Source organism: Entomomonas sp. E7T21, assembly GCF_058693955.1.
Genome location: NZ_CP191672.1, coordinates 3124393 through 3146038 on the forward strand (window position 1 = coordinate 3124393; position 21646 = coordinate 3146038).

The 21646-nt window shown below is 35.3% G+C and carries 16 protein-coding genes and 2 tRNA genes; 3 read left to right on the top strand and 15 right to left on the bottom strand.

The genetic code is table 11. The features are described 5' to 3' along the window. The first annotated feature begins 9 nt into the window (after window positions 1–9). The gene (gene tusA / locus ACQVD9_RS14900) at window positions 10–261 is read left to right on the top strand and encodes a sulfurtransferase TusA (RefSeq protein WP_264746710.1); all 252 of its coding nucleotides are present in this window, start codon (window positions 10–12) and stop codon (window positions 259–261) included. On the opposite strand, the gene ACQVD9_RS14905 is transcribed toward tusA, so the two are convergent. Then, complete coding sequence (locus tag ACQVD9_RS14905; protein WP_264746711.1) at window positions 258–1640, bottom strand: MATE family efflux transporter; 1383 nt, start codon at window positions 1638–1640, stop codon at window positions 258–260. The genes tusA and ACQVD9_RS14905 overlap by 4 nt on opposite strands. Before the next feature lie 189 nt (window positions 1641–1829). On the opposite strand from ACQVD9_RS14905, the gene ACQVD9_RS14910 reads away from it, so the two are divergent. Both ACQVD9_RS14910 and ACQVD9_RS14915 read left to right on the top strand, forming a co-directional pair. Next, window positions 1830–1904, top strand: a tRNA-Glu gene (locus ACQVD9_RS14910). Between the two features lie 6 nt (window positions 1905–1910). Next, window positions 1911–1986, top strand: a tRNA-Gly gene (locus tag ACQVD9_RS14915). A gap of 979 nt (window positions 1987–2965) precedes the next feature. Here the strand turns inward: ACQVD9_RS14915 and ACQVD9_RS14920 are convergent. The 14 genes from ACQVD9_RS14920 to tssE all read right to left on the bottom strand — a co-directional run bounded on the left by ACQVD9_RS14920 (window position 2966) and on the right by tssE (window position 21643). Then, the gene (locus tag ACQVD9_RS14920; protein ID WP_264746729.1) at window positions 2966–3175 is read right to left on the bottom strand and encodes a hypothetical protein; all 210 of its coding nucleotides are present in this window, start codon (window positions 3173–3175) and stop codon (window positions 2966–2968) included. Window positions 3176–3750: 575 nt separating this feature from the next. Continuing rightward, on the bottom strand, window positions 3751–4269 hold the full coding sequence (locus ACQVD9_RS14925) for an Hcp family type VI secretion system effector (protein ID WP_264746730.1): 519 nt from the start codon (window positions 4267–4269) through the stop codon (window positions 3751–3753). Between the two features lie 336 nt (window positions 4270–4605). Next, on the bottom strand, window positions 4606–5631 hold the full coding sequence (locus ACQVD9_RS14930) for a serine/threonine protein kinase (protein WP_264746731.1): 1026 nt from the start codon (window positions 5629–5631) through the stop codon (window positions 4606–4608). Further along, window positions 5628–6347 (bottom strand): PP2C family protein-serine/threonine phosphatase, encoded by a 720-nt coding sequence (locus ACQVD9_RS14935; protein ID WP_264746732.1) that lies wholly within the window; start codon window positions 6345–6347, stop codon window positions 5628–5630. The genes ACQVD9_RS14930 and ACQVD9_RS14935 overlap by 4 nt, the downstream gene beginning before the upstream one ends. Before the next feature lie 2 nt (window positions 6348–6349). Next, the gene (tssM, locus tag ACQVD9_RS14940; RefSeq protein ID WP_264746733.1) at window positions 6350–9931 is read right to left on the bottom strand and encodes a type VI secretion system membrane subunit TssM; all 3582 of its coding nucleotides are present in this window, start codon (window positions 9929–9931) and stop codon (window positions 6350–6352) included. Between the two features lie 14 nt (window positions 9932–9945). Next, window positions 9946–10815, bottom strand: coding sequence for a type IVB secretion system protein IcmH/DotU (icmH, locus tag ACQVD9_RS14945; RefSeq protein ID WP_264746734.1), 870 nt, complete (start codon window positions 10813–10815; stop codon window positions 9946–9948). Between the two features lie 17 nt (window positions 10816–10832). Continuing rightward, a complete protein-coding gene (gene tssK, locus ACQVD9_RS14950; RefSeq protein ID WP_264746735.1) occupies window positions 10833–12164 on the bottom strand; it encodes a type VI secretion system baseplate subunit TssK in 1332 nt (443 codons plus the stop codon). A 20-nt stretch (window positions 12165–12184) separates the two neighbouring features. After that, the gene (tssJ, locus tag ACQVD9_RS14955; protein ID WP_264746736.1) at window positions 12185–12694 is read right to left on the bottom strand and encodes a type VI secretion system lipoprotein TssJ; all 510 of its coding nucleotides are present in this window, start codon (window positions 12692–12694) and stop codon (window positions 12185–12187) included. A gap of 12 nt (window positions 12695–12706) precedes the next feature. Next, window positions 12707–13927, bottom strand: a complete 1221-nt coding sequence (gene tagH / locus ACQVD9_RS14960; RefSeq protein WP_264746737.1) for a type VI secretion system-associated FHA domain protein TagH — start codon at window positions 13925–13927, stop codon at window positions 12707–12709. Between the two features lie 171 nt (window positions 13928–14098). Further along, entirely contained in the window at window positions 14099–15586 is a 1488-nt protein-coding gene (locus ACQVD9_RS14965; protein ID WP_264746738.1) for a sigma-54 interaction domain-containing protein, read from the bottom strand. 8 nt (window positions 15587–15594) lie between these two features. After that, window positions 15595–18330: a type VI secretion system ATPase TssH gene (gene tssH, locus ACQVD9_RS14970; protein ID WP_264746739.1), complete on the bottom strand. Its 2736-nt coding sequence runs from the start codon at window positions 18328–18330 to the stop codon at window positions 15595–15597. 12 nt (window positions 18331–18342) lie between these two features. After that, window positions 18343–19377: a type VI secretion system baseplate subunit TssG gene (tssG, locus tag ACQVD9_RS14975; protein ID WP_264746740.1), complete on the bottom strand. Its 1035-nt coding sequence runs from the start codon at window positions 19375–19377 to the stop codon at window positions 18343–18345. Between the two features lie 19 nt (window positions 19378–19396). After that, window positions 19397–21193, bottom strand: coding sequence for a type VI secretion system baseplate subunit TssF (gene tssF / locus ACQVD9_RS14980; RefSeq protein WP_264746741.1), 1797 nt, complete (start codon window positions 21191–21193; stop codon window positions 19397–19399). Window positions 21194–21220: 27 nt separating this feature from the next. Then, window positions 21221–21643: a type VI secretion system baseplate subunit TssE gene (gene tssE / locus ACQVD9_RS14985; protein WP_264746742.1), complete on the bottom strand. Its 423-nt coding sequence runs from the start codon at window positions 21641–21643 to the stop codon at window positions 21221–21223. Window positions 21644–21646: the final 3 nt, after the last annotated feature.

The following is a 21646-nucleotide window of genomic DNA, read 5'->3' on the forward strand; positions in this document are numbered from 1 at the left end:
GGCTACAAAATGACTCAAGATATATTACAACCAGATGACATATTAGACGCTACAGGGTTACTCTGCCCCGAACCTATCATGCTATTACACAATAAAATTAGAGATCTACCTGCTGGCGGTCTACTTAAAATAATTGCTACAGACCCATCAACACAAAGAGATATTCCTAAATTCTGCAATTTCTTAGAACACCAATTAATTGCACAAAATAACGATAAAACCACTTATTACTACTGGATACGTAAAAAAGCTAACAGTTAACTACTAGCGACTGCCAACTTTTTTAGTTGATTACGGCTTTGATACACAAAACGTGCACCCAACATTACTGAAGCAAATGTTAACCCAATAATCAAACTAATCCAAAATCCTGCTGGCCCACTTGGCTCACCCCAATAATTAGTTAACCCCAATGTATAACCTATAGGCATAGCAATAACCCAATAGGAAATCAGCGTAATCAACATAATGATTCCAGTATCCTGATAACCTCTTAAGGCACCTGCACAAGTCACTTGAATAGCATCTGGTAACTGATAAATAGCTGCAAAAATAATCAAATGACCAGCCAATAGTAATACAGCCTTGTCAGTTGTATAAAACCCTGCCACATACTCCTTAAAAATCCACATCAACACAGTTGACACACCAGAAAGTAAAAAAGCAACTAAAATGCCTGTATGTGCTGAAAATTTAGCTGCCATAGGCTCTTTACGTCCCACAGCCTGCCCAACTCGAACAGTAATAGCAATCGAAATAGATAAAGGCACCATAAACACTAATGATGAAAAATTCAGCGCTATCATATGCCCAGCAACAATATCATCACCTAATTTAGCAATCAACAACGCAATAATACTAAAAATACTGGCCTCTGTGAAAACAGCAATGCCAATAGGAACTCCAACTCGCAACAAATCACCCACTGCTTTCCAATTAGGCATATCAAAACGTTTAAAAATTTCACATTCTTTATAAGCAGGACCATAAGAAACCCACCATAAAAAACCAAAAAACATAAACCACATTACAGAAGCACTAGCTATTCCACAACCAGCACCACCCATTGCTGGAAAACCTAATTTACCAAATACTAAGACATAATTAACTGGAATATTTAAAATCAACCCAATAATGCCTAACACCATGCTAGGCCTAGGTCTACTAATACCATCACTTAAACAGCGAAATACCTGATAAAACGCAATAGCAGGCATACCACCCGCAATCCCATAAATAAACTTCATAGTAAGTGCTGCTGTGTCCTCTGACGCACCCATAATAAGTAACAAAGGATGAGCACTAACAAGCAATGCAATAACAACCACAACCACCATTGCTGCCATCCATAACGCTTGCCTCACTAATGGCCCTATTTCCTTGTTATTACGTGCACCAAATAGATTAGCAACCTTAGGTGTGGTTGCCAAAATAACACCTGTCATCAACAAATAAATAGGCACCCATATAGAGTTACCCAAAGCAATGGCTGCTAAATCGTGCTTACTAAAATGTCCAGCCATGACCGCATCAACAAACCCCATTGATGTATAAGCCAATTGGGCAATCAAAATAGGCAATGTTAACCCAAATAGTGCTTTTACCTCAGGAATAAACTGATTCTTTGACATAGCTTGCATATTTTCTACTAATAAATAAAAGGACATTACAGCTTACGAAACTTAAATAATAAGAACAAGCGCTTTTAAAAAATAATTTAAAATTCTACAAAATTAAAAATAATTTAATTTTTTTTCAATTTTTACTTGACGGCCTTCTAAAATCTTAATAGAATGCGCGCCACTTCTTTGATAGACGAAGTAGTAATTGTCCCCTTCGTCTAGTGGTTAGGACATCGCCCTTTCACGGCGGTAACAGGGGTTCGAGTCCCCTAGGGGACGCCAATTTAAGCGGAAATAGCTCAGTTGGTAGAGCATAACCTTGCCAAGGTTAGGGTCGCGAGTTCGAGTCTCGTTTTCCGCTCCAATTTAAAGATTTAACTTATTGATTTAAATAAAATTAAAGTTTAAAAAATCAAAACAATACTTCTATTCTAAATTAATCTAATAGAAATTTACATTATTTCTGACATAAAAATTAAATATTTAATTACCCTCATTAAGTGTGACTAATATTAGCGTTAACTTATAGTTAACATAATATAACTAAAATTAAAAATTCTATTATTTTTATATTAGTATTTAAAATAAATATACTGCTTGAGCTAAAGATACTATAAAAAAAATACATGGTATAAAATTGCAGATTGTACTTTTTTGAAAGGTAAACTACATGGCTTTTAACTATATACCATCCTAATGGTCAAAAAAGTGTTACTATAAATTTTATCCATGACGAAAAAGATGGCATAGAATAAAGTTGGGATCAAAACGGCCATCTATTTAGAAAAGTAGCTTATAAAAAAGATAGCTCTACTCATAACATATATTATGATGAAAAAGGAAATATCTCACTTGAATGAAGTCATGAATCAGGATTTATTAAAATCAGTAATTAAAAACTTGTATACTCTCTAATACAGGAATCAAATGCTTAATCGCCTGATCTAAAGGCGGTGCGTTATTGGTTCTATCATACTCTAGATTTTTAATAAAGGCATCTATTTGAATAACTACAAAAGGATTATTTTGGGCAATGGCTGGATCTTTCAGCTCACCATAAACCCAATAGTGGTGTTCAGGCTGTTTAGGGTCTCGTGGTTTTTCTTCAGTAATTTCCCAACCTTAAGCTCCAAGGTATAGCCTTTTTTAAAGTAATCGTTTGATTTACAGGTGTACCTTTATATCCTTTATTAACAGTTGGCATACGGTTATGTACTACAAAGTGGAGAGATATTATTTCATGTATAAATTACATAGGCGATATTGGATTGATCAGTAAAACGAAAACTATTTTTATAGCATAGTCTTCATTACCATTATCATTAATAAAACGCTTTAATACATCATAGATTTATTATATCGTCGCATTGGTTTCTGGTAAATCCCCATTTGGCTTTACCCAAATTAGACATATAGTCACGACCATCTTTTCTAATAAATGCTTGTTGTTGGGGATAGTTTACGGTATAGGCTTCATCTAGACGTTTTTTAGCATCTTCAATATCTTTATTAGTAATAATTTTATATTTAGAAACTTCTTCTCCTTTTGCCAATGTTGATGGTCTTTTAGTTCTGTTCGATATATTTGCATGCATTGTCTTTTTAGTCAAAATGGGGCATCTTTTTAGTATCTAAATAATTGGTGCTGCACTGGGTTTGACAAAACTTCTTTATTGCAATTCCATAGAATGAATATTTCATATTATAAAGCTTATTAATATTCTTTTTGCTTCTTTCAGAATGAATTAATAATAATTTTCAAAAAAAACACAAGATATAATATTTAAAGTAATGATTTTTTTTGTTTTAAACTCTAACTTTATTTCAGTTCATATTTTTCTCAAATATGTAGGTTCAATAATGTTAGGTATTTTACTCAATCTGCCAAAAATAAAACTCTGACTAATAATAGATTTACTTACATTAGCTCTTATATAACCAGATCTAGATGCTAATAGCTCTACTTCTCATAGTATAATCTTTCATCCATTAGCCACTTAACAAACATCACTCTTTGAGTACATTTAATTAAACTATATTGGCCACAACAGAAAACCCTCTTACAGTTAAATTAACTGCAAGAGGGTTTCTTCTGGAGTTTAGCTCTATAGAAGTACTATTCTGACAATTAAGCAGAGATAGGTGCTCTCCAATCGTCTGAACCAGAAGTACCTGCAACTTCGTGAGTCCAAATGATTTTACGATAAGTCATATACACATCTTCTAAGTGAGTGAAATGAGACATCGCAGGATCTTGACAGTTAGGCATATATGCTTTTACGTCTACGATCACAGCATCTTCTAATTTAACTGTGAAATAATGTTCTTGTACACCAGCTGAAGAAGTTCTGTACCATTTAATAGTACATTCGCTTAAACGCTCACCTGAAGTTAACGCATTGAAAATCAATGGAGAAGCTTTATCGTAAACTTTAGTGATCATTAATGGCTTGTGTACACGTTGACCTGTAGGTTGACCTGATTGAGGGTCACGTGGAATAATAATTTCATGACTAAACGCTTGAACAAGTGCTTCGTCCTCATGACCTTCTTGATAGATGTTACCTACTGAGTCTTCAGTAAAAGTACCAGCTGTAATTAAACCTTGCTTAGTTCCTACTAGTGTTACATACGCGGGAGTTGGCATAGTATTCTCCTAAATTAATTAAAATAAAAAATAAAAGTACTTGTTTTTGAATTAAGGGTACTATGTATAAAGCAAAGCTTATGCCATATTTAAAAATTAACGATTAAAAATATATAACACAATGATAATTAACAATAAAAAATAATTTTAATTTATCAAATAATAAATAAAGAATATTTTTTACTAAAACTCACTATAAATTAATGAAAAATTGAGCAATTCTTTTCACATACTGTACAAAACTTTGCTCAACACATTAAATATAATATTTTCAATAAGTTGTATAGAAAATAAAGCTATTTATAAAAATAACGTGCATCTTATTGCACAACTGCATTAAGACCAAAAAAAGAAATGTTTAGAAGTAGATTGAAAAACTTCTTTAAGCTCTTCAGCAGTTACAGTTCTTTCTTGTGGTTTAATTGCTAAACCACAAGCTAATGCCTGCCATTGTTTTTTTGATAAATCTTTAGGCTTAGGTGGACTAACAGAATATTTAGTTTTCTTATCAATATAATAAGGGTTTTTACCTGTTAATAACTCATAAATTATGCAACATAAGGCAAATATGTCTGTTTTTGTTGTCAATGAAATATCCTCAAGTAATTCAGGAGCAGCATATTTGGGTGTCCATGCATTAAAACGGTTTCTGGATATTTTAGGTAATCTTGCAAGCTCCCCTACTAATACCTGACCTAATCCATAATCAAATAATATGCACCCTTCATTAGTTAGCATAATATTACTTGGCTTAAGGTCACCGTGAATAGTATTGTGTTGATGGCTATAACACATTGCATCAATGATCTCTAACAGCATGGGTTGTATTTTTTTAAAATTCCCCCCTAATGGATTCTCCATCAACCATTGATCAAGTGTTAAGCCTTTTAAAAACTCTAAAGTTAAAAAAGCACGTTCACTTTCAACATCGATATCAAATTGATAGGCTTTTACGATATGTGGATGGTTTAAAGAGGTAAGTAAAGCATATTCACTGTAAAGTAAGTAACTTGCATCAGCAAAACCTGCAAACTCTTCTTTAAACATTTTTACAGCGACATAAGGGAAAGGATGTTTAAAGTGTGCTGCTAACTTATCATAGGCACGATATACAACAGCCATACCACCAACACCTAAAATACGTTCAAGTTTATAACGTCCAGCTAATATATCAGGTAACGCTTTGGCCTTAGATTCATCAGTAGCTATTACTGACTGTTTTGCATCATCTTTGCTAATAATAGGACTTTCAATAATAGATGAAGAATCTATTACACCTTCATCAGTATTTTTATTTACTGACTCAGTGTCTAAAATTGGCTTATCATTAGCCATTGCTGTTAATTCGCTTTTCTCATTCATGGAACGACTATAATAGCTGTTAAATTATCTTTTGCTTCTGTAGCTAACACGTCATGAAACAATTGCTCAATGGCCAAATTAGGTGATGCTTTACTCATTGCTTGATAGAGCTGATCATAACTAACATACTGATAAATTCCATCTGAACAAAGCAAGAATCTATCACCTTCGGTGATTTCCATCTCTACTATTCCCAGACTTAGTTCTTCATCAGCACCAATTGCTCTAGTTAAAGCAAAACTACCTTTTTGCTGTTGAGCCTCTTGCATAGAAAGTTGTTGCTCATCCATTAACTCTTGCCAAACCGCATGATCTTTTGTAACTTGATAGATATTGCCTTTTCGAAACAAATAACAACGACTATCTCCAGCCCAAATACAAGCCATTCGATAATCTTCTATCAATAAAGCAACCACCGTTGTTCCCATTATAGGTGGTAGCTGCCCTTTAACAACAGTTTTATCCTGTTGAGTCAGTTGCTTATTAACAAACCTTAAACTACGCGTTATTTGTTTTACACGCTCATCAAAATCCTGAGCCAACTCAAGATCAGCTAAAGCCTCAACCACCATACGGCTAGCAATCTCTCCGTTATCATGACCTCCCATACCATCAGCAACAGCCCAGATCTTTCGATCTGGGTAGTTGATAAAAGCATCTTCATTTTTTTCTCTTACTTTGCCTTGATCTGTCCTTGCAGCACTTCGTAATAACATTGCTATAGATTATCCCTTAGAGCAAATGCACGATATATTTTCACATCAAACGGATTAGGTGAGCGTTGTGTTGATAATAAGTAGTTAGCATATTTACCATCTACGTTAGTTTTTAGAATCATCACATCACGTCCAGAAGCGTAAGATATTTCCATTTGATCAATAAATCTAAACAGTGACCAAGCGCCTGGCTCAGTTTGATATAAAGTACGATTACCTGATAAATCCTCAAACTTCTCAGATACTACACTGGTATCCGCATTCTCTGTTGGCCACGTAAAGCGATTAGATAAAATAGGACCATGGCGATACTCTATTTTTTGATCTCCAATTTGTAAGATCACTCGGCTTAAAGTCACCTCTAAGAAATGCGGTTCAAGTTTAAAACTTACTGTTGGGTGTTCTGGGTTTTCGCTAAACAAACCACCCTGAATCACACGAACAACTCTAAACTGAGCTAATGAGGCACTACTAATAGGTAAACCACGACCATCAATTGTTTTCACTTGATAGTAACTACCATTTGTTGACACAAAAGGCTTTAAATTACTTTCATAGAAACTATCCATGATGCCGCCTACTTTAAAGAAGCGAATAAAGTCAGACATAGCCACATCCGTATTAGCTTTTCCATTAAATGGATAACGTCCTCTAATAGAGCTGTTGTAGTATGTATACACATTAGCCTTATAAGCTTGGTTAATGTAGTTATAAGAACTTGCTAAAATGATACGCCAGTTATCATCCGCTATTTGGGTATACCACTTATCAAATGGTGCAGGTAAACGCTTAACAGCATTTTGTACAGCCGATAGTGCATCTTGCTGTCCTTCCATTCGATCTTTTGCCCATGCTAACGCTGCTTGTTCTGGAGCACTATCTCTAGAAAGCATTGATACTTTTTGGTTAAGATCATTCAACGCTTGAGAGGCAGCTGCATAGTCAGAACTAGGTGAACCATCATCTAATAATAATCGATGATAGGGTGTAAACATTTGCACCATCCGTTTCTTACCTTGCTCAGGTACAGCCGCTGCAGCTAATTTCTTCGCGCCATCAATACCAGCATTAACACCTTTAATCGCTGCCTTCTTAGTGGCTTGTTTAGCCATTTGTTTAACAGAACTATTAGTATTAATTGCACCTGTTTTATCAGCTATAACATCTTTATCATCTTCGTCAGGTTCAGGAACAATACCTGGTAATTTAGTATGCTCTTTAATTTCACCCAGCAATAATAAGAATGGACTATTAGCTGCTGTTAAACCTGTTAGCTGTGAATCACTCTCAGGGAAAGAGTTAACATTAGCCACTTTCAAGCCACCAATTGTATTGCTCCATTGATCTGTATAATCAATAAAGTATAACTGTTCTACCTGTACCAATATTTTTTGTAACTCAGCAGGAGATAACGTATCAGCACTACCTAATACCCAATTATCCCTTAATGTCTTGGTAATAAAATCTAATGCTTTCTTAGATAAGAAATATTGATTATAGCCAGACTTAGTAAAGAAACCTGCTATCTTTTTATCAGCCCCTTTAATCAAATAGCCTTGTGAACCCAAGTGTTGCGATAAAACATAATCAGGTAATATTTTTGCATCTTGTTTCATTGAATTGTAAACAAGATTAGCTAAAGGTTCGTTACTTAGAACACGTCTAGCCTGTGCAACCAATTCATCATTAATAGGATAAACAAAATCTAGCGCCAATAATCTATTAAAATGACCTTCTAAATCATCTTGTAGCTCTGTATTATTTGGATAGATATTAGCCCAATAATCAGTCATTGTTGCTGCCAAATACTCTTTATCACGATGTTTTTCATAATTTAACATGAGATAAGCACGTAAACTATTTAACAGTTTCTCTCTATTAGTAAAATTCGATCTAATTTGTGCTTCTAACTGGCGAGCTACAGCTGGCAACATTTGTTTTAATAACTCATCATGATAAGTTATTAAAACAGTAGGTGTTGTTTTTTCACCTTGATAAAGCCCCAATTGATGGGTTACTGATAAATCTTTATCAGTAGGAAATACTTTATATGCTTTATAACTAGTATTTAGCACAGACTCTAGCTGTGACAAATCACCTTTAGGAATTAGCTCAGTGTGCTGTTTAGCTAACAATACACCTAACTCATTAGTTTGCTTCAAATAGTTATTATTAGCAGAAAAACTATATCCCCAAAGCAATCCAACCCCAGCTAAGGTAGCTACTGAGCCAATATATAAACTTCTTTGTTTCCAGCTAAGACGCTTTCTTTCCGTTTCATCGAGTGTCGCTAATTCTGACTCAGGGAAAATAACAGAAGTAAACAATTGATAAAGGAAACGAGGTTTACCTTGACGATAAACAGGCAATGCTTTACTAGAAAGTCCTAAATTTCTACCAATTCTAACTGTATGTTCATCAAGATGTTCTGTCACATGAGGGGCACTCATGAAATAGAAACCTCTTAGATGACTAGCCTCTTGATAACGATTACCTGTAGTTGCCAGTTCAATAAATAAACATAGCTGCTCAGCAATCAAATTAAATTGGTAAGGAAAATCTAATATTTTGCCACGACGTTGAATATCACGCTCTTGATGCAAGTTATTAACAACTTGTTTATTCAAACGTTCCAATAATCTTTCAAACTCAAAACGAGTTAGATCAGCACTGACTACTTTCTGCTCTTTAGTAAAGGTTACTCCCAATACTTGGGCACTTTCCTCTTGGGAAATATTATCAAAGAACTCATTAAAACCAATAATATGATCAGCTTTACTAAATAAAATATAAACAGGACATTCTGTACCTAAACGCTGTTGAATATCATGTAACCTTGCACGTGTTTGACGAGCAATACGCTCCAAATGAACCTCATCATGACTTAACAAGTCATCAACAGGCACATTTACTAACACACCATTTAGTGGTCTGCTTCTTTTACGACGGCGTAATAAATTTAATAGTGTTAACCAACCTGCATTATCAACTTCACTATTTTCTTGAGAGAAATAGCGACCAGATGTATCTACTACTACACCATTCTCAGCAAAATACCACTCACAATAACGTGTACCCTCGATATTTTTAGTGAGACGCTGCTCAATTTGGTTAAGTGGAAAATTTAATCCAGAGAAATCTAAAATACTCGTTTTACCACTAGACTCTGGACCTATCAATAAATACCAAGGTAAATCATGCTTCCAACCTTGACTTCTGCCTTTATAAATACTCGACTTCTTAAGAGTCTGCATCGCCTTTTTATATAAGGAAGTTACAGCTTGGCGTTCTTCATGTATTTTTTCTTCAACAATTAACTTTTCCTGAGCTTGATCAGAAGTAAGTTTTTTCTTTTGTTTTGCCGTTTCTCGCCAATTTAGAAAAACTAATAACAATCCCCATAATAGGAAAATAATACAAATAGTCACTAAACGAGATGTGCTTGATTCCCATGGTTTTGATTCGCCAAAACCAAAATAAGGAAATAAGAACCATACAAGCAATGCTAAAAACAATGCAATACACAGTGTCCAAACCCATCTTTTTTTGAAAAAAACAGCTAATTTTCTAAAAAATCTTTTCATCGAAAAGTCCCTTATCACTGTGTGTTATTTTTAGTTTCTGAAGTTAAAGTAGTATCTAGTGTATGGTAAGGTTCTAATGACTGCTTACGCTCTTGATTTAGTACAAAGGCAAAACCAGAATACATAATAACTAAACAAATAATAGTAAAGATAACTACCATCCACCAAGGCACAATTTTAATCAAACCTCTACGATATGGTTGCAATCCTTGCCATTGTGGAGATAAGGCCTTAGGTACATCACCACGCAACTGCTTAATTTGGCGATATAAACTATCTCTAATAGCCTCTAGTTCAAGTGTTCCACGGTTCATTACACGATATTTACCTTCAAAACCTAACGATAAACAAACATAAATTAATTCAATTAAAGGTAAATACTTAACAGGATTACGAGTAATGCGATCTAATAATTGGAAAACTTTTTCACCACCAAACGTTTCATTATGAAAAGAAGCAAGCAAGCTATATTTTGCCCAAGCACTTTCCACACCCCAACTAGTACAAACAACTGCCTCATCTAATACCGTACACATTACATAACGCGCACTCATCACTTGGCTATTTTCCACACCACTTTGTAAGGCTATACGCTCAAAACGTTTAATCGCTTCAATATAATTATGTTGTAATGACTCTAAATCTTCAGGTGGCGCATTATTACGTAACCGTACCACTTCAGAAAGAATATGAGCACCAGCTGAAATCAGAGGATTTAATCCTACAATGTTTTCGTCAACTGGACGTAATCTTGCTGCAAACACCATTTTGTCATCTAGTGAAGCATAGTTTGGCGCATCAGAAATATCAGTTAATAATGGTACTGAACTGGTATTGCTGTCATTAAATCTACTACTAATGACCGTTTTATCATCTCTTTCCATATACTTTCTTCTCTGATTTAGTTACGAATCGCCCAGAATTTAAGATCCAGATTGTCAAAGCTACCCGACACATGGAAAGCAAAACCACCTGAACTTTCAAATTGGGCAAGATCATCAGAACTTAACTCTAAAGCAAAATAAATTTTTCCAGAATGGAACGGTATTTGTCTAGGCGCTACTGGTAATGACTTCACCTTAACACCCGGTAAATGCAAATTCACTAACTGACGAATACGTTCTACAGGACCACACTTCAAGTATGCAGGTAAATTTTTGCGTAAGTACTCAGGATCACAAGAAGCACTCGCCGCCAAGATAAACTTCGAATTACTAAGCATAGTATGATCGTGTAATGGTGATACTTGAATACCATAAGCACGCTGTTGTAGCAGCAGCTCAATAGCGTGCTGTTCAAGTACCATTGACAATACTTGACGAAGTCTTTCCATTAACTTTCTATAACATAATCCTTGATCACTATGCATATAGTAGTAATCGATACTTGGACGTTTACTTTCACTCGCATAAGTAGCTAATTCACCATATAGATAAAGTAACTCTTTATAGACATCCTCTGGATGTGCCTTATCTGCTCGTAAATAATGACGCAATAGAGGTTCAACCCGATTAATTAATTGCAACATTAACAAATCGCCTACTTCCGCACTTTGTGTTTTACCACTGGCGTTAATTCTTTCTGCTAAACGATCACCACGATGCACTAACATACTGATCACCTCTTTTAGAGATGACAATAAAACTGAAGAGGCATGTAAATTTAAATAAGTAGGCACATACTCACTATCTAACACAATCGTTTTGTCAGAACTACAATCTAAAATATGACATATTTTCAAACATACAAAGGCACTGTTATTCTCTTCGTCACCTAGAATCAATCTAAAATCAGGCTGACAACAGTTAATCATAATAATATTAGAATCAGCAGTATTTGAATCAACCACTTCAACTTCACGCATTACATAACGAGCTAACACGTCAGTTTGTGAAGCTTCTCTGGTTTCAATATGGTTATCTGTAGTTAACGGTAATGCCAAATAAACAGGTTTATTGTTTGTATTAGTAGGAATATCTAAAGTTAATGGCTCTAATTCCTGTCTAATATCAAAGAATGAACCATCAGGTAATACCCCTTTAGCTTCATTAACGACAATCTTTCCCATATTCAAATACTGGGGATCTATCTGCAAAGAAATAAATCCCCATGTATTACTGGATGATAACTGAGTGCGCACAGCTAATTGATGATTATAATACCTGTCACTGTGTTGAAAGTGCTGAGGTCTTAATAACATCCCTTCTCGCCAAACTACTTTTTGGATACTCATAATAATAATGCCTACCTCAATTATCTTTCATTCATTGGCAAAGTTTCGTTAACTTTATAAGCTCTAGGGTCTGTATTCTGATAGATACCATCGCTTGTTAACACCACATTCACATAAAGCTTTTCTTTTGGTACAGTTTTAACTACATAACGCCAAGTAGCTGTTGATAAATCACGGTAAGCAGCAATAATACCTACATACTGGCTGGTTTCTGCCACACGGTAACGTAAATGTATTTTTTGTCTAGGCGTTAACTCCATTTCCTCAACAGCAACTAAGTCCTCACCTAATACATTTTTTGCATCATTATATAAACTAAAAAAATCTGCATTGGTGAAGTTAACTGCATTTTTTAATTCAAAAATGCGTACAACCACTGGTGAAGGTCTGCCTCTTAAATCTGGATTAAGATAATCACTACCGTTTAAACGAATATTAACTTTAGTAACATCTGAGTAAGGATTCATCCAAGAACAACCAGACAATAAAACTGCCATCAACAACAAGCTTATTATTCTCAATTTTGCCATCTGTATTACTCCTTAATCATCATTCAATGAAGCTAATAAACGCACTTGCTCTTCGTAATAGGTGGTGAAGTCTTTGCTAAATAAACGATCACTCCACTCTGCATCTTGTTGTAATAAGTTATGGTAACGACAATAGGTACGCCATTTCCAAGCACTACCTTTGATCACTCCCTTATCACCACGTTGCTCGAACGCTAAAATTAATTGTGCTGGTGAGAACTGGTGAATAACACTACGCACAGCACCACGACAAGCGGCTAATAAAGCGACTTGATGTGCTTGCAAATCCCTAAATGCACGATTAATTGCTTGTTCTGGGGTTAATTGATTAGGGTTATGCTTTTTCAATAAATCATTAATAGCACTTTCTGCATCAACTGTATAACGTAATGGATTATTACCTGTTGCTTGCACTGTAGTAATAGGCAACCGTAACTCATTTTTCAAATCAGAACGTGTCCGCAAACTTTGTTGGATACCTGCAATACATTGCTTAAACAGTTTAGCCGTATGAATAGCTAACTGCTCTCTTTCAGTCTCATCTAACTTTGCTATATCAATCCCTAACTCTGCTGCAAACTTATCCCAAAAATCACTAGAAAATTTAGTTGGTGTAGCTGGCGGTGGTACATATACAGGAGTTGGTGTAGCTTTAACTGGTTCAGGCATTTTATCCTCTACTAATTGAGGAATTTCTAAACTTTCAATATCAACCCTTGCATAATCCTTACGCTGCTCACCATCCTGTTGTTCGTTGGCTTTCATAAAGTCTGCTAATTCATCCATATCCACATATTGGAATGGCTGTTGCTCAATCGCTTTAATTGGATCCAAATCTAAGAAAGCATCATCAGGAATAATACTACCTGCTTCCACAGACTTTCCTACTACATTTTCAAATACTTCAGGATCATAAACTAAACGAGCACGAATATCATAATCTCCCATTGAAAACACAGCACCGTGCTCAATAAGAAATTGTTCGCCAGCAGGTAATCTTGAACCTGTATTTTTTAGAATAGTGCCATTACTACTAGTATCAGTAATATAAAACTGATTATTTTTAGTAGTAATCAATGCATGATGCCCTGACACATAACGCTTTGGATCAGCAATAATCCAATCACAATCAGGCGCACGACCAATCACCCCACCCGCACTTTTAAACTCTTTACTAACGACAGTATTATCAGCAAACTGCTGATCACTGATGATCTCTAAAATAAGTTCCACAATAATTACCTTTATTTTGTTTTGTTATCAATGACTATAGGTGGCTGACCGATAGATCTATATCTATCATCACTCGTTTTGTAATTACCAGCACAACCACTGATAAAAACACCTAATAACAACAACATTATCAATTTATTAATAGTAACCATTGGATCTATTACCCTCTCATTAAACCAAAAATTCTTCTTTTGATATATTTAATTTCTGCAATTTATATATCAGCGTACGCCTTGAAATTCCTAATTGTTTAGCTGTTTTAGTCTGATTTCCTTGATTACTTCGTAAGCTTTTCACTAAGTGCTCACGCTCATAATTAGCAACACTGTCTTTAAAGTTATTATCCTGATCTTTTCGCTGTTTATTAACGTCCAATTGTAAATATTGATCTTCTAACAACTCATCATCTGCCAATAAAATGGCTCTTTCTAATAAACCTTTTAACTCACGAATATTTCCTGGAAAAGAATAACTTAATAATTTATCCATAAAATCCTGAGTTACAACACTTCTCTTTCTATCTAAAAACTGACAGGTCTTATTTATAAAAAAATCAACCAACTCTACAATATCATCATCCCTATCTCTTAACGGGGGTAACTCTATTGGGAATTTAGCTAAACGATAATAAAGGTCTTCTCTAAAACTTCCCTTACCAATTTCATCTAATAAATGACGATGAGTCGCAGCAATAATACGTACATTTACTTTATACGTTTTACTACTTCCCAATGGCCTTACTTCACTCTCTTGTAATACTCTTAATAATTTTGCTTGTAACACTAGTGGCATATCACCTATTTCATCTAAAAATAAGGTACCACCATCTGCTTCTCTAAACAGTCCTAAATAATCTTTATCAGCACCAGTAAAAGCCCCCTTACAATAACCAAATAGCTCACTTTCCAATAAAGCTTCTGGCATAGAAGCACAATTCTGTACAATAAAAGGCTTACTCTTTCTTGAACTATATTGGTGAATAGCTTTAGCTACTAATTCTTTCCCTGTTCCTGTTTCACCTGTTATTAAAACAGTATAAGGAGTATGTAACACTTTGCTAATCAATGAATAAACTTTTTTCATTGCTTGGCTACTACCCACTAAACCATAGTGCTTATTAGTTATTGCACTTTCCTTCTCTACTTTTAGAGGCTGCTGTTGTTTAACCTGCAATGTTATTAGTCGATTATACTGAATTAACATCAATCGACAAAAAGATTCTAAAGAAGTTAGCTTATCATGCCAGTCTATTACTTTATAACCTGCACAAACTAATAAACCATAAATATGCTGTTGCTTATTCAATAATGGTAATACTAATAAACTGCGCCAACTCTTTACAGTACTCTGTGGTAAAAAATTATGCTCTAATAAAAGGCTATTTATGTCCTCTGAAATAATTGACTTATTCTGAGTTAAACAATATTGCAGCAATACATCATTGTAATAATCACAAGAGATATCTTGCTTTAATAACATTTTACCTGCAAAGGATTGTCCGTAAAGATTTAATTTAGTTTTACTTTGATCTAGCAAATATAATTGTGCTAACTCTGCTGATGTTAATGTAGTAGCCACAGCAAGCACACAAGCAATTAAATCCTGTGTACTTTCCGCCTCAATTAAAGAGGAATAATATTTGGCCGCTACATTATCCATAACTAATCTCAATAAAACTCACAAACTACAGCTTTATCTTCTCCTACCACAATATTGACACGTTTTAACTCTTCCTTAGTTGCCATTGCTGCCAGTAAACGATCTGTAATATGAGGCACAATATATTGATCTAATAATGAATCAATAAGACGTGCACCACTATCACTGTATGTACAACGCTCAGCCAACACATCAACCAAGGCTTTATCATAAGTTAATTCTAATTTACGCTGTTGCATACGATGAGCTAAACGACCTAATTTTAATTCAATCAACTCATGTAACACTTCACCATCTACAGGATAATAAGGAATAACCTTCATCCGTCCTAATAATGCAGGTTTAAAATGTTGACTGAGGGCTGGTCTAATTGCATCTTCTAACGCTTCTGGCGATGGACGAGCACCATCTTTACAAAGTGCTACAATCCGATCACTAGCAAGATTTGAAGTCATAATAATAAGGGTATTTCTAAAGTTAATTTCTCTACCCTCACCATCATTAGCTATACCTTTATCAAAAATTTGATAGAACAGATTCATTACATCTGGATCGGCCTTTTCGACTTCATCTAATAAAATAACTGAATAAGGTTTTTGACGTACTGCCTCAGTTAACATGCCACCCTCACCATAACCCACATAGCCCGGTGGAGAACCGATTAAGCGAGAAACCGTATGCTTCTCTTGGAACTCTGACATATTAATAACTGTTAAGAAACGATCACCACCATAAAGTAAATCAGAGAGCGCCAGCGCTGTTTCAGTTTTACCTACACCACTAGGACCAACAAATAAGAATACACCAACAGGAGTTTCTGGACGATTCAAACCAGCAGCAGAAGTACGAATAGCTTTATCTAAGGCTACAACTGCTTGCTCTTGTCCACGAACTCGCTCTCTTAAGTCTTCAGCAAATTGCATTACCCGTGCATTATGCTCTCTAGCTAACTGCTCAACAGGAATACCAGTCCAGTTACTAATCACTTCTGCTATCAATCTTGGACATACTTCAAAACTAACCAGACTTTCTGTTTCCTGTGCTTTATCAAGTAACTCATGAGTCTTGTTAAGCTCTTCTTGAACTTGCTTTAATTGTTCAGCCACTTGCTCAGGAGTTACTTTTACTGTGACAGCCTCTATTACTTCCTCAACAATATGCTCACCCTGCTCTGTAACTTCCTCAACGATAGTATCTGTTACTTCTGTAACAGATACTTCTTGCTGTTCATTAACTAACTCAAGCTCTAAATCAGTTTTGACTTTCTGCAATTGGCTATATTGTTTTCTTAAGCCTAATAGTTGTTCCGCAAGCTCTTTTTGATGTTGCCACTGTTCGTTTAATTGCTCTAACTTAACTCTATTTTCAGTTAAAGTTTTTTCTAGTGTATCAAGCACTTCTTGATCAGTTTTAATACCTGCTAACTTATCACGGGTTAATGCTTCATATTGTCTTTCATCAATAGAAATACGATTACGTAGTGTTTCAATTTGCTCAGGTGCCGAAGCCAAACTAATTTTCACTCGCGCACTGGCCGTATCTAATAGATCAACTGCCTTATCAGGTAATTGACGACCTGCTAAATAACGAGCGGACAACTCTGCTGCTGCAACCACTGAATCATCTCTTAAATAGATGCCATGGCTGTGCTCATAAACAGGTGCTAAACCACGTAAAATAGTCACAGCTTCTTCAATAGTTGGTTCATGTAATTGTACTGCTTGGAAACGACGGGCTAATGCAGCATCCTTTTCAAAATACTTTTTATATTCAGACCATGTAGTGGCTGCAATGGTGCAAAGCTCACCACGTGCAAGTGCAGGTTTTAATAAGTTTGCAGCATCTGAGCCACCTGCATCTCCACCTGAACCAATCATCGTATGCGCTTCATCAATAAATAGAATAATGGGTTTAGGTGACGCTTTAACCTCATCAATTAAACCTTTTAAGCGACGCTCAAACTCACCTTTCATACTAGCGCCAGCTTGTAAAAGCCCCATATCTAAGGTTAACAACTCAACATTCTGTAAGATTTCAGGTACATCGCCTTTTGCAATACGAATCGCCAATCCTTCTACCACAGCTGTTTTACCAACACCTGCTTCGCCTACAATAATAGGATTATTCTTTCTACGGCGTGCCAAAATATCGATCATTTGACGAATAGCATCATCACGACATAACACAGGGTCTAATTTATTATCACGTGCCAACTGAGTAAAATTATGAGTAAACTTCTTCAAAAATGATTCAGCACCTTCTCTAATAACATTAGCAGAACTTTGCTGTTCTACTTGATCTGCCAATACAAAATCTTTAAGACGCTGCTCATCAATCGTAGAAAGTAGCTTGTAATATTTAGTTCCTACATAACGCATACTATTGCGAAGAAACGCTAAAATAAGTGCAGCCTGATCTACATAATTTCTTTCTAATTCTAAATTAGCTAACAATAGGGCATCTTGTAACCATTGTACTAACTCAACTGAGAATACTGGATTTTGTGTTTCACTTGATTCTGCACGTGGCTGCAATACAGAGAGTAATTCACCCAATTCAATTTCAGCATCTATGATCGCTTTATTAAGTAAACTTTCAGGTGTAGCTAACATGCTAAGTAACATGTCTTCTATTAATACTTTACTTCCCCCTCTTACTACACAACCCTCAGCAGCTTTTTCAAGTTCTTTTCTAGTTTGAGCATCTAATGCCTGGATTAACTGTTGCAAATCGATATTAATCATCAATAATCCCTTTTACATTTGGTTCTTTAATAAAATTTCGCCATCAGCCATTTCTTTGCCTAGCCAACTTGTCCAACCTAGGAGACACTCACTCTCATCCCCTATTGTTAAATCTCTTATCTCATCCTTTAATAATTGCAACTTAATGTCGTAATCTAAAGGATCTCGCAATATAAAGCCAACTAGTGTGCTCAATTGACCATACTCTTTATAAATCGGTAAAAACTGATGGAAGCGATCCCATGTTAATTTCAAAATATGAATCCGAAACTTACCACCTCTATCACGCACCTCAGTACCTATTACGAGGGTATCTCCCATTATACTGTTACTTAAACCCAACCGATTTAGTTGATCCTCGGCAATACTTACTCTACGCTCAATACATTGCTCTACAAAAATATCTGAATGTTTAAAGTAATACCTTAATACCGCCTCAACCAATACTGCTGAATGTGCCCGTAAACTAATCATTCCCAAATAAGGCAATAATCGTTTCCAATTTAAATTATCTGACTTTCTTAATGCATCATGCCCTAGGCCTATTAATGAAAACAACTTTGCTGAAAAAACATCCATTGCACCTGACTGATAAAAAGCGTAATAACGATATTTTTTCCAAATAGGCAGTAATAATCGCTGTAAGCGATCATTAAAATAATTTAAAAAATCCCTTGTAGTATTATCTTCCTCTGTACTATCACCAAGCGCTTGCTCACCATAGAAAACTGGCATTGGCGAATTAGCACCAATTAATCCCAATGGATTAATCCGCATTTTTACTCGAACTTGTTCGTTCTCAATAAAAAATTCAATATATTCAATATCACAGGTAGGAAATCCCAAACTAGGATTCGCTACAAACTCAATACGCTCGTACAATTCTTCATCAGTAACCGCATCAGATGTAATACTACGCAGATAATCTATCGTTAATAGCACACCTTGAAATAACGAGTACTTTCTAACATTTTGCTTATGCCATAAAGGCAATATGGGAAGATATTCTTTAACATTTTCTCGATAATAAATATTTTTAGCAGTCATGCCCTTACCATTCCTAACATCATAATAAGGCCTGCTGCCCTATACGTAATGGCCATTTATAAGTTTGGTTATGAGTACTATGTACTACGAGCTCATGGAATGAATTTAAACTCACATAGAGTACAAAAAACTCATTCAACATAGACGCAAACAAAAATAAATCGCCATCACCAATATAACCTTCTGGATTGATAGTTATTTCTGTTCTAATACCACGTAAAGGTAATCCTTTATGTAATCTATCAACAGGCTTATATTTAATATCTTTTAAACCTGCTAATAATCTTCGACTAACCCGTTCTTTTTGCTGATCGTAATAACGCGGAAAATCATAAGTTTCTAATACAACCTTTAAAGGCTCCACATCCGCTAACGATAAATAGTTCAATGACATATTGCTGATAATACGCCATAAGAAACCAGTTTCTATCGGTGGTGTATAACTTGCGGTAGGTGGTACAATATTTCTAAACACTAAATTATCAGGAATACTTTCGGTTGCTACACAAATATCACCTACCCTTAATTGTTTAGGAAGGTTCTGGTTGGTACAACTTAAATCAATAGATAGAGTATCTCCTGAAAAAATAGTGCTATCTTTACTAGCAAAACGTAAATAAGTATCTAACCCATCATGGGTGATAGACTTTTCCTTTCTAATAAAGTAATAAGGCTTTACTTCATCTACATCAAAGCTAGCATCATGTTCAAAAGATTCAAAGGGTACATATTCTTTATACTCACTACGAGTATTACTCCAACCAACCACTTTATCTACCGAAAATACCTCATAGTGCCCTGGTGTATTAATGCTTGGTAGAATATGGTATTCATTATCAGTACCCGTAAAATTAATAGGCATCGCACTATGTGAAAATAAATTAACCACAGGTGTACAATATAACCGAATATTTTCCGTAGTCGGTTGGATCCGTTGCATATTAGCTTTACGAATATTAAAGCGAACCATTACCCCTTTTGCTCGCTCTAAAATATCCTCAGGCAATGTCTTTAAAACGTTTAGCTTTTCAAGATCAACAAATAAAAATTTATCTTGAAAAGCAAAATATTCTTGAATATAGCGATAACCACGAAAAGTATTAGCAGGATAAGGTAATAATGCCTCATTTTCAGCATAACCCACTGCCTTAATATTCTCAGGACCTATTGTTTTTGCCCCTAGAATATTGCCATTACTATCAGTAAAAGGCTCCCCTTTTTCATTTAAAGGAATCAACTGAATATCTTCAAGATGGCGTAATAAACAAAGGTATAACATTTGGCTAATATAACGCTCACCAGCCAAATGTAGCCTTAAACTATCGAGTGGGGCACCAATTAAATCACCTTCACCATTCAACAGTAACTTTAAGCTAAAAATAGCCCCACCATTTTTAATGGCGTAATCCACACTATCCAATTGTAAGGCATATATTTTTGTTTCAAAGCAAGTTTGAAATTGACAAACTGTTCCATCAACAGGAACTGAATTAATCATTGATTGTCGAGGTAACGTTATACAATCCTCTGTTTCTTGCACTGCATCAAATTCTACGATGCTAAATGCAGGCAATGACCGCATATAGTTTGGCCATAACAAGTTCATTAATGAATGGGCTAATTCTGGCAGCTCATCATCCAAACGTTGTCTTAAACGTCCAGTTAAAAAAGCAAAACTTTCTAATAAACGCTCAACATCAGGGTCACGACTACCATCACCAATGAATGGAGCTAACGCAGGATTTCTTTGCGCAAACTGCTTACCCATACGACGCAGGGCTGTTAACTCTTGTAGGTAATAATAATTAAACGACACTGAATGAAACTCCTTAGAAACTCTCTATTAACTATAATAACGTTTCTTTATTTTCACTTGTCCTGAACCATTTAAAGCAGCAGAAAAAGATACTTCTCTTTTCATGCCTCCCACCTCTATCATTCCCTCAATAGTAAAAGATAGGTTTAATGGGTCATGGGTCCTAGGCAAAGGAACTACCCTAACTTCAGATAATCTAGGTTCATAAGCTTCTACAAACCGTTCAATCGCTGTTCGTGACTGTTGTAGCGAGTCATGTAACGACAGATTTAAATCATTTAAGTCAGGCAAACCATAATCAGGTAATGTTTGTACACTACCTGCTCTGGTACTTAACATCTTTGCTAAATGATCAGCAATAGAAAGAGTAATGGCAGTCTCGTCATCAAGCTTTTTTCTGGTTTCAGGTACACCTGCTAATCGCTCAAAGAGACTACCATATTTACTCATTCC

What these genes read in the sequence shown, in the direction of transcription:
- tusA (WP_264746710.1), top strand. Translation starts at nt 10, where the DNA reads ATGACTCAAGATATATTACAACCAGATGACATATTAGACGCTACAGGG.
- ACQVD9_RS14905 (WP_264746711.1), bottom strand. Translation starts at nt 1,640, where the DNA reads ATGCAAGCTATGTCAAAGAATCAGTTTATTCCTGAGGTAAAAGCACTA.
- ACQVD9_RS14925 (WP_264746730.1), bottom strand. Translation starts at nt 4,269, where the DNA reads ATGCCAACTCCCGCGTATGTAACACTAGTAGGAACTAAGCAAGGTTTA.
- ACQVD9_RS14930 (WP_264746731.1), bottom strand. Translation starts at nt 5,631, where the DNA reads ATGAATGAGAAAAGCGAATTAACAGCAATGGCTAATGATAAGCCAATT.
- ACQVD9_RS14935 (WP_264746732.1), bottom strand. Translation starts at nt 6,347, where the DNA reads ATGTTATTACGAAGTGCTGCAAGGACAGATCAAGGCAAAGTAAGAGAA.
- tssM (WP_264746733.1), bottom strand. Translation starts at nt 9,931, where the DNA reads ATGAAAAGATTTTTTAGAAAATTAGCTGTTTTTTTCAAAAAAAGATGG.
- icmH (WP_264746734.1), bottom strand. Translation starts at nt 10,815, where the DNA reads ATGGAAAGAGATGATAAAACGGTCATTAGTAGTAGATTTAATGACAGC.
- tssK (WP_264746735.1), bottom strand. Translation starts at nt 12,164, where the DNA reads ATGAGTATCCAAAAAGTAGTTTGGCGAGAAGGGATGTTATTAAGACCT.
- tssJ (WP_264746736.1), bottom strand. Translation starts at nt 12,694, where the DNA reads ATGGCAAAATTGAGAATAATAAGCTTGTTGTTGATGGCAGTTTTATTG.
- ACQVD9_RS14965 (WP_264746738.1), bottom strand. Translation starts at nt 15,586, where the DNA reads ATGGATAATGTAGCGGCCAAATATTATTCCTCTTTAATTGAGGCGGAA.
- tssH (WP_264746739.1), bottom strand. Translation starts at nt 18,330, where the DNA reads ATGATTAATATCGATTTGCAACAGTTAATCCAGGCATTAGATGCTCAA.
- tssG (WP_264746740.1), bottom strand. Translation starts at nt 19,377, where the DNA reads ATGACTGCTAAAAATATTTATTATCGAGAAAATGTTAAAGAATATCTT.
- tssE (WP_264746742.1), bottom strand. Translation starts at nt 21,643, where the DNA reads ATGAGTAAATATGGTAGTCTCTTTGAGCGATTAGCAGGTGTACCTGAA.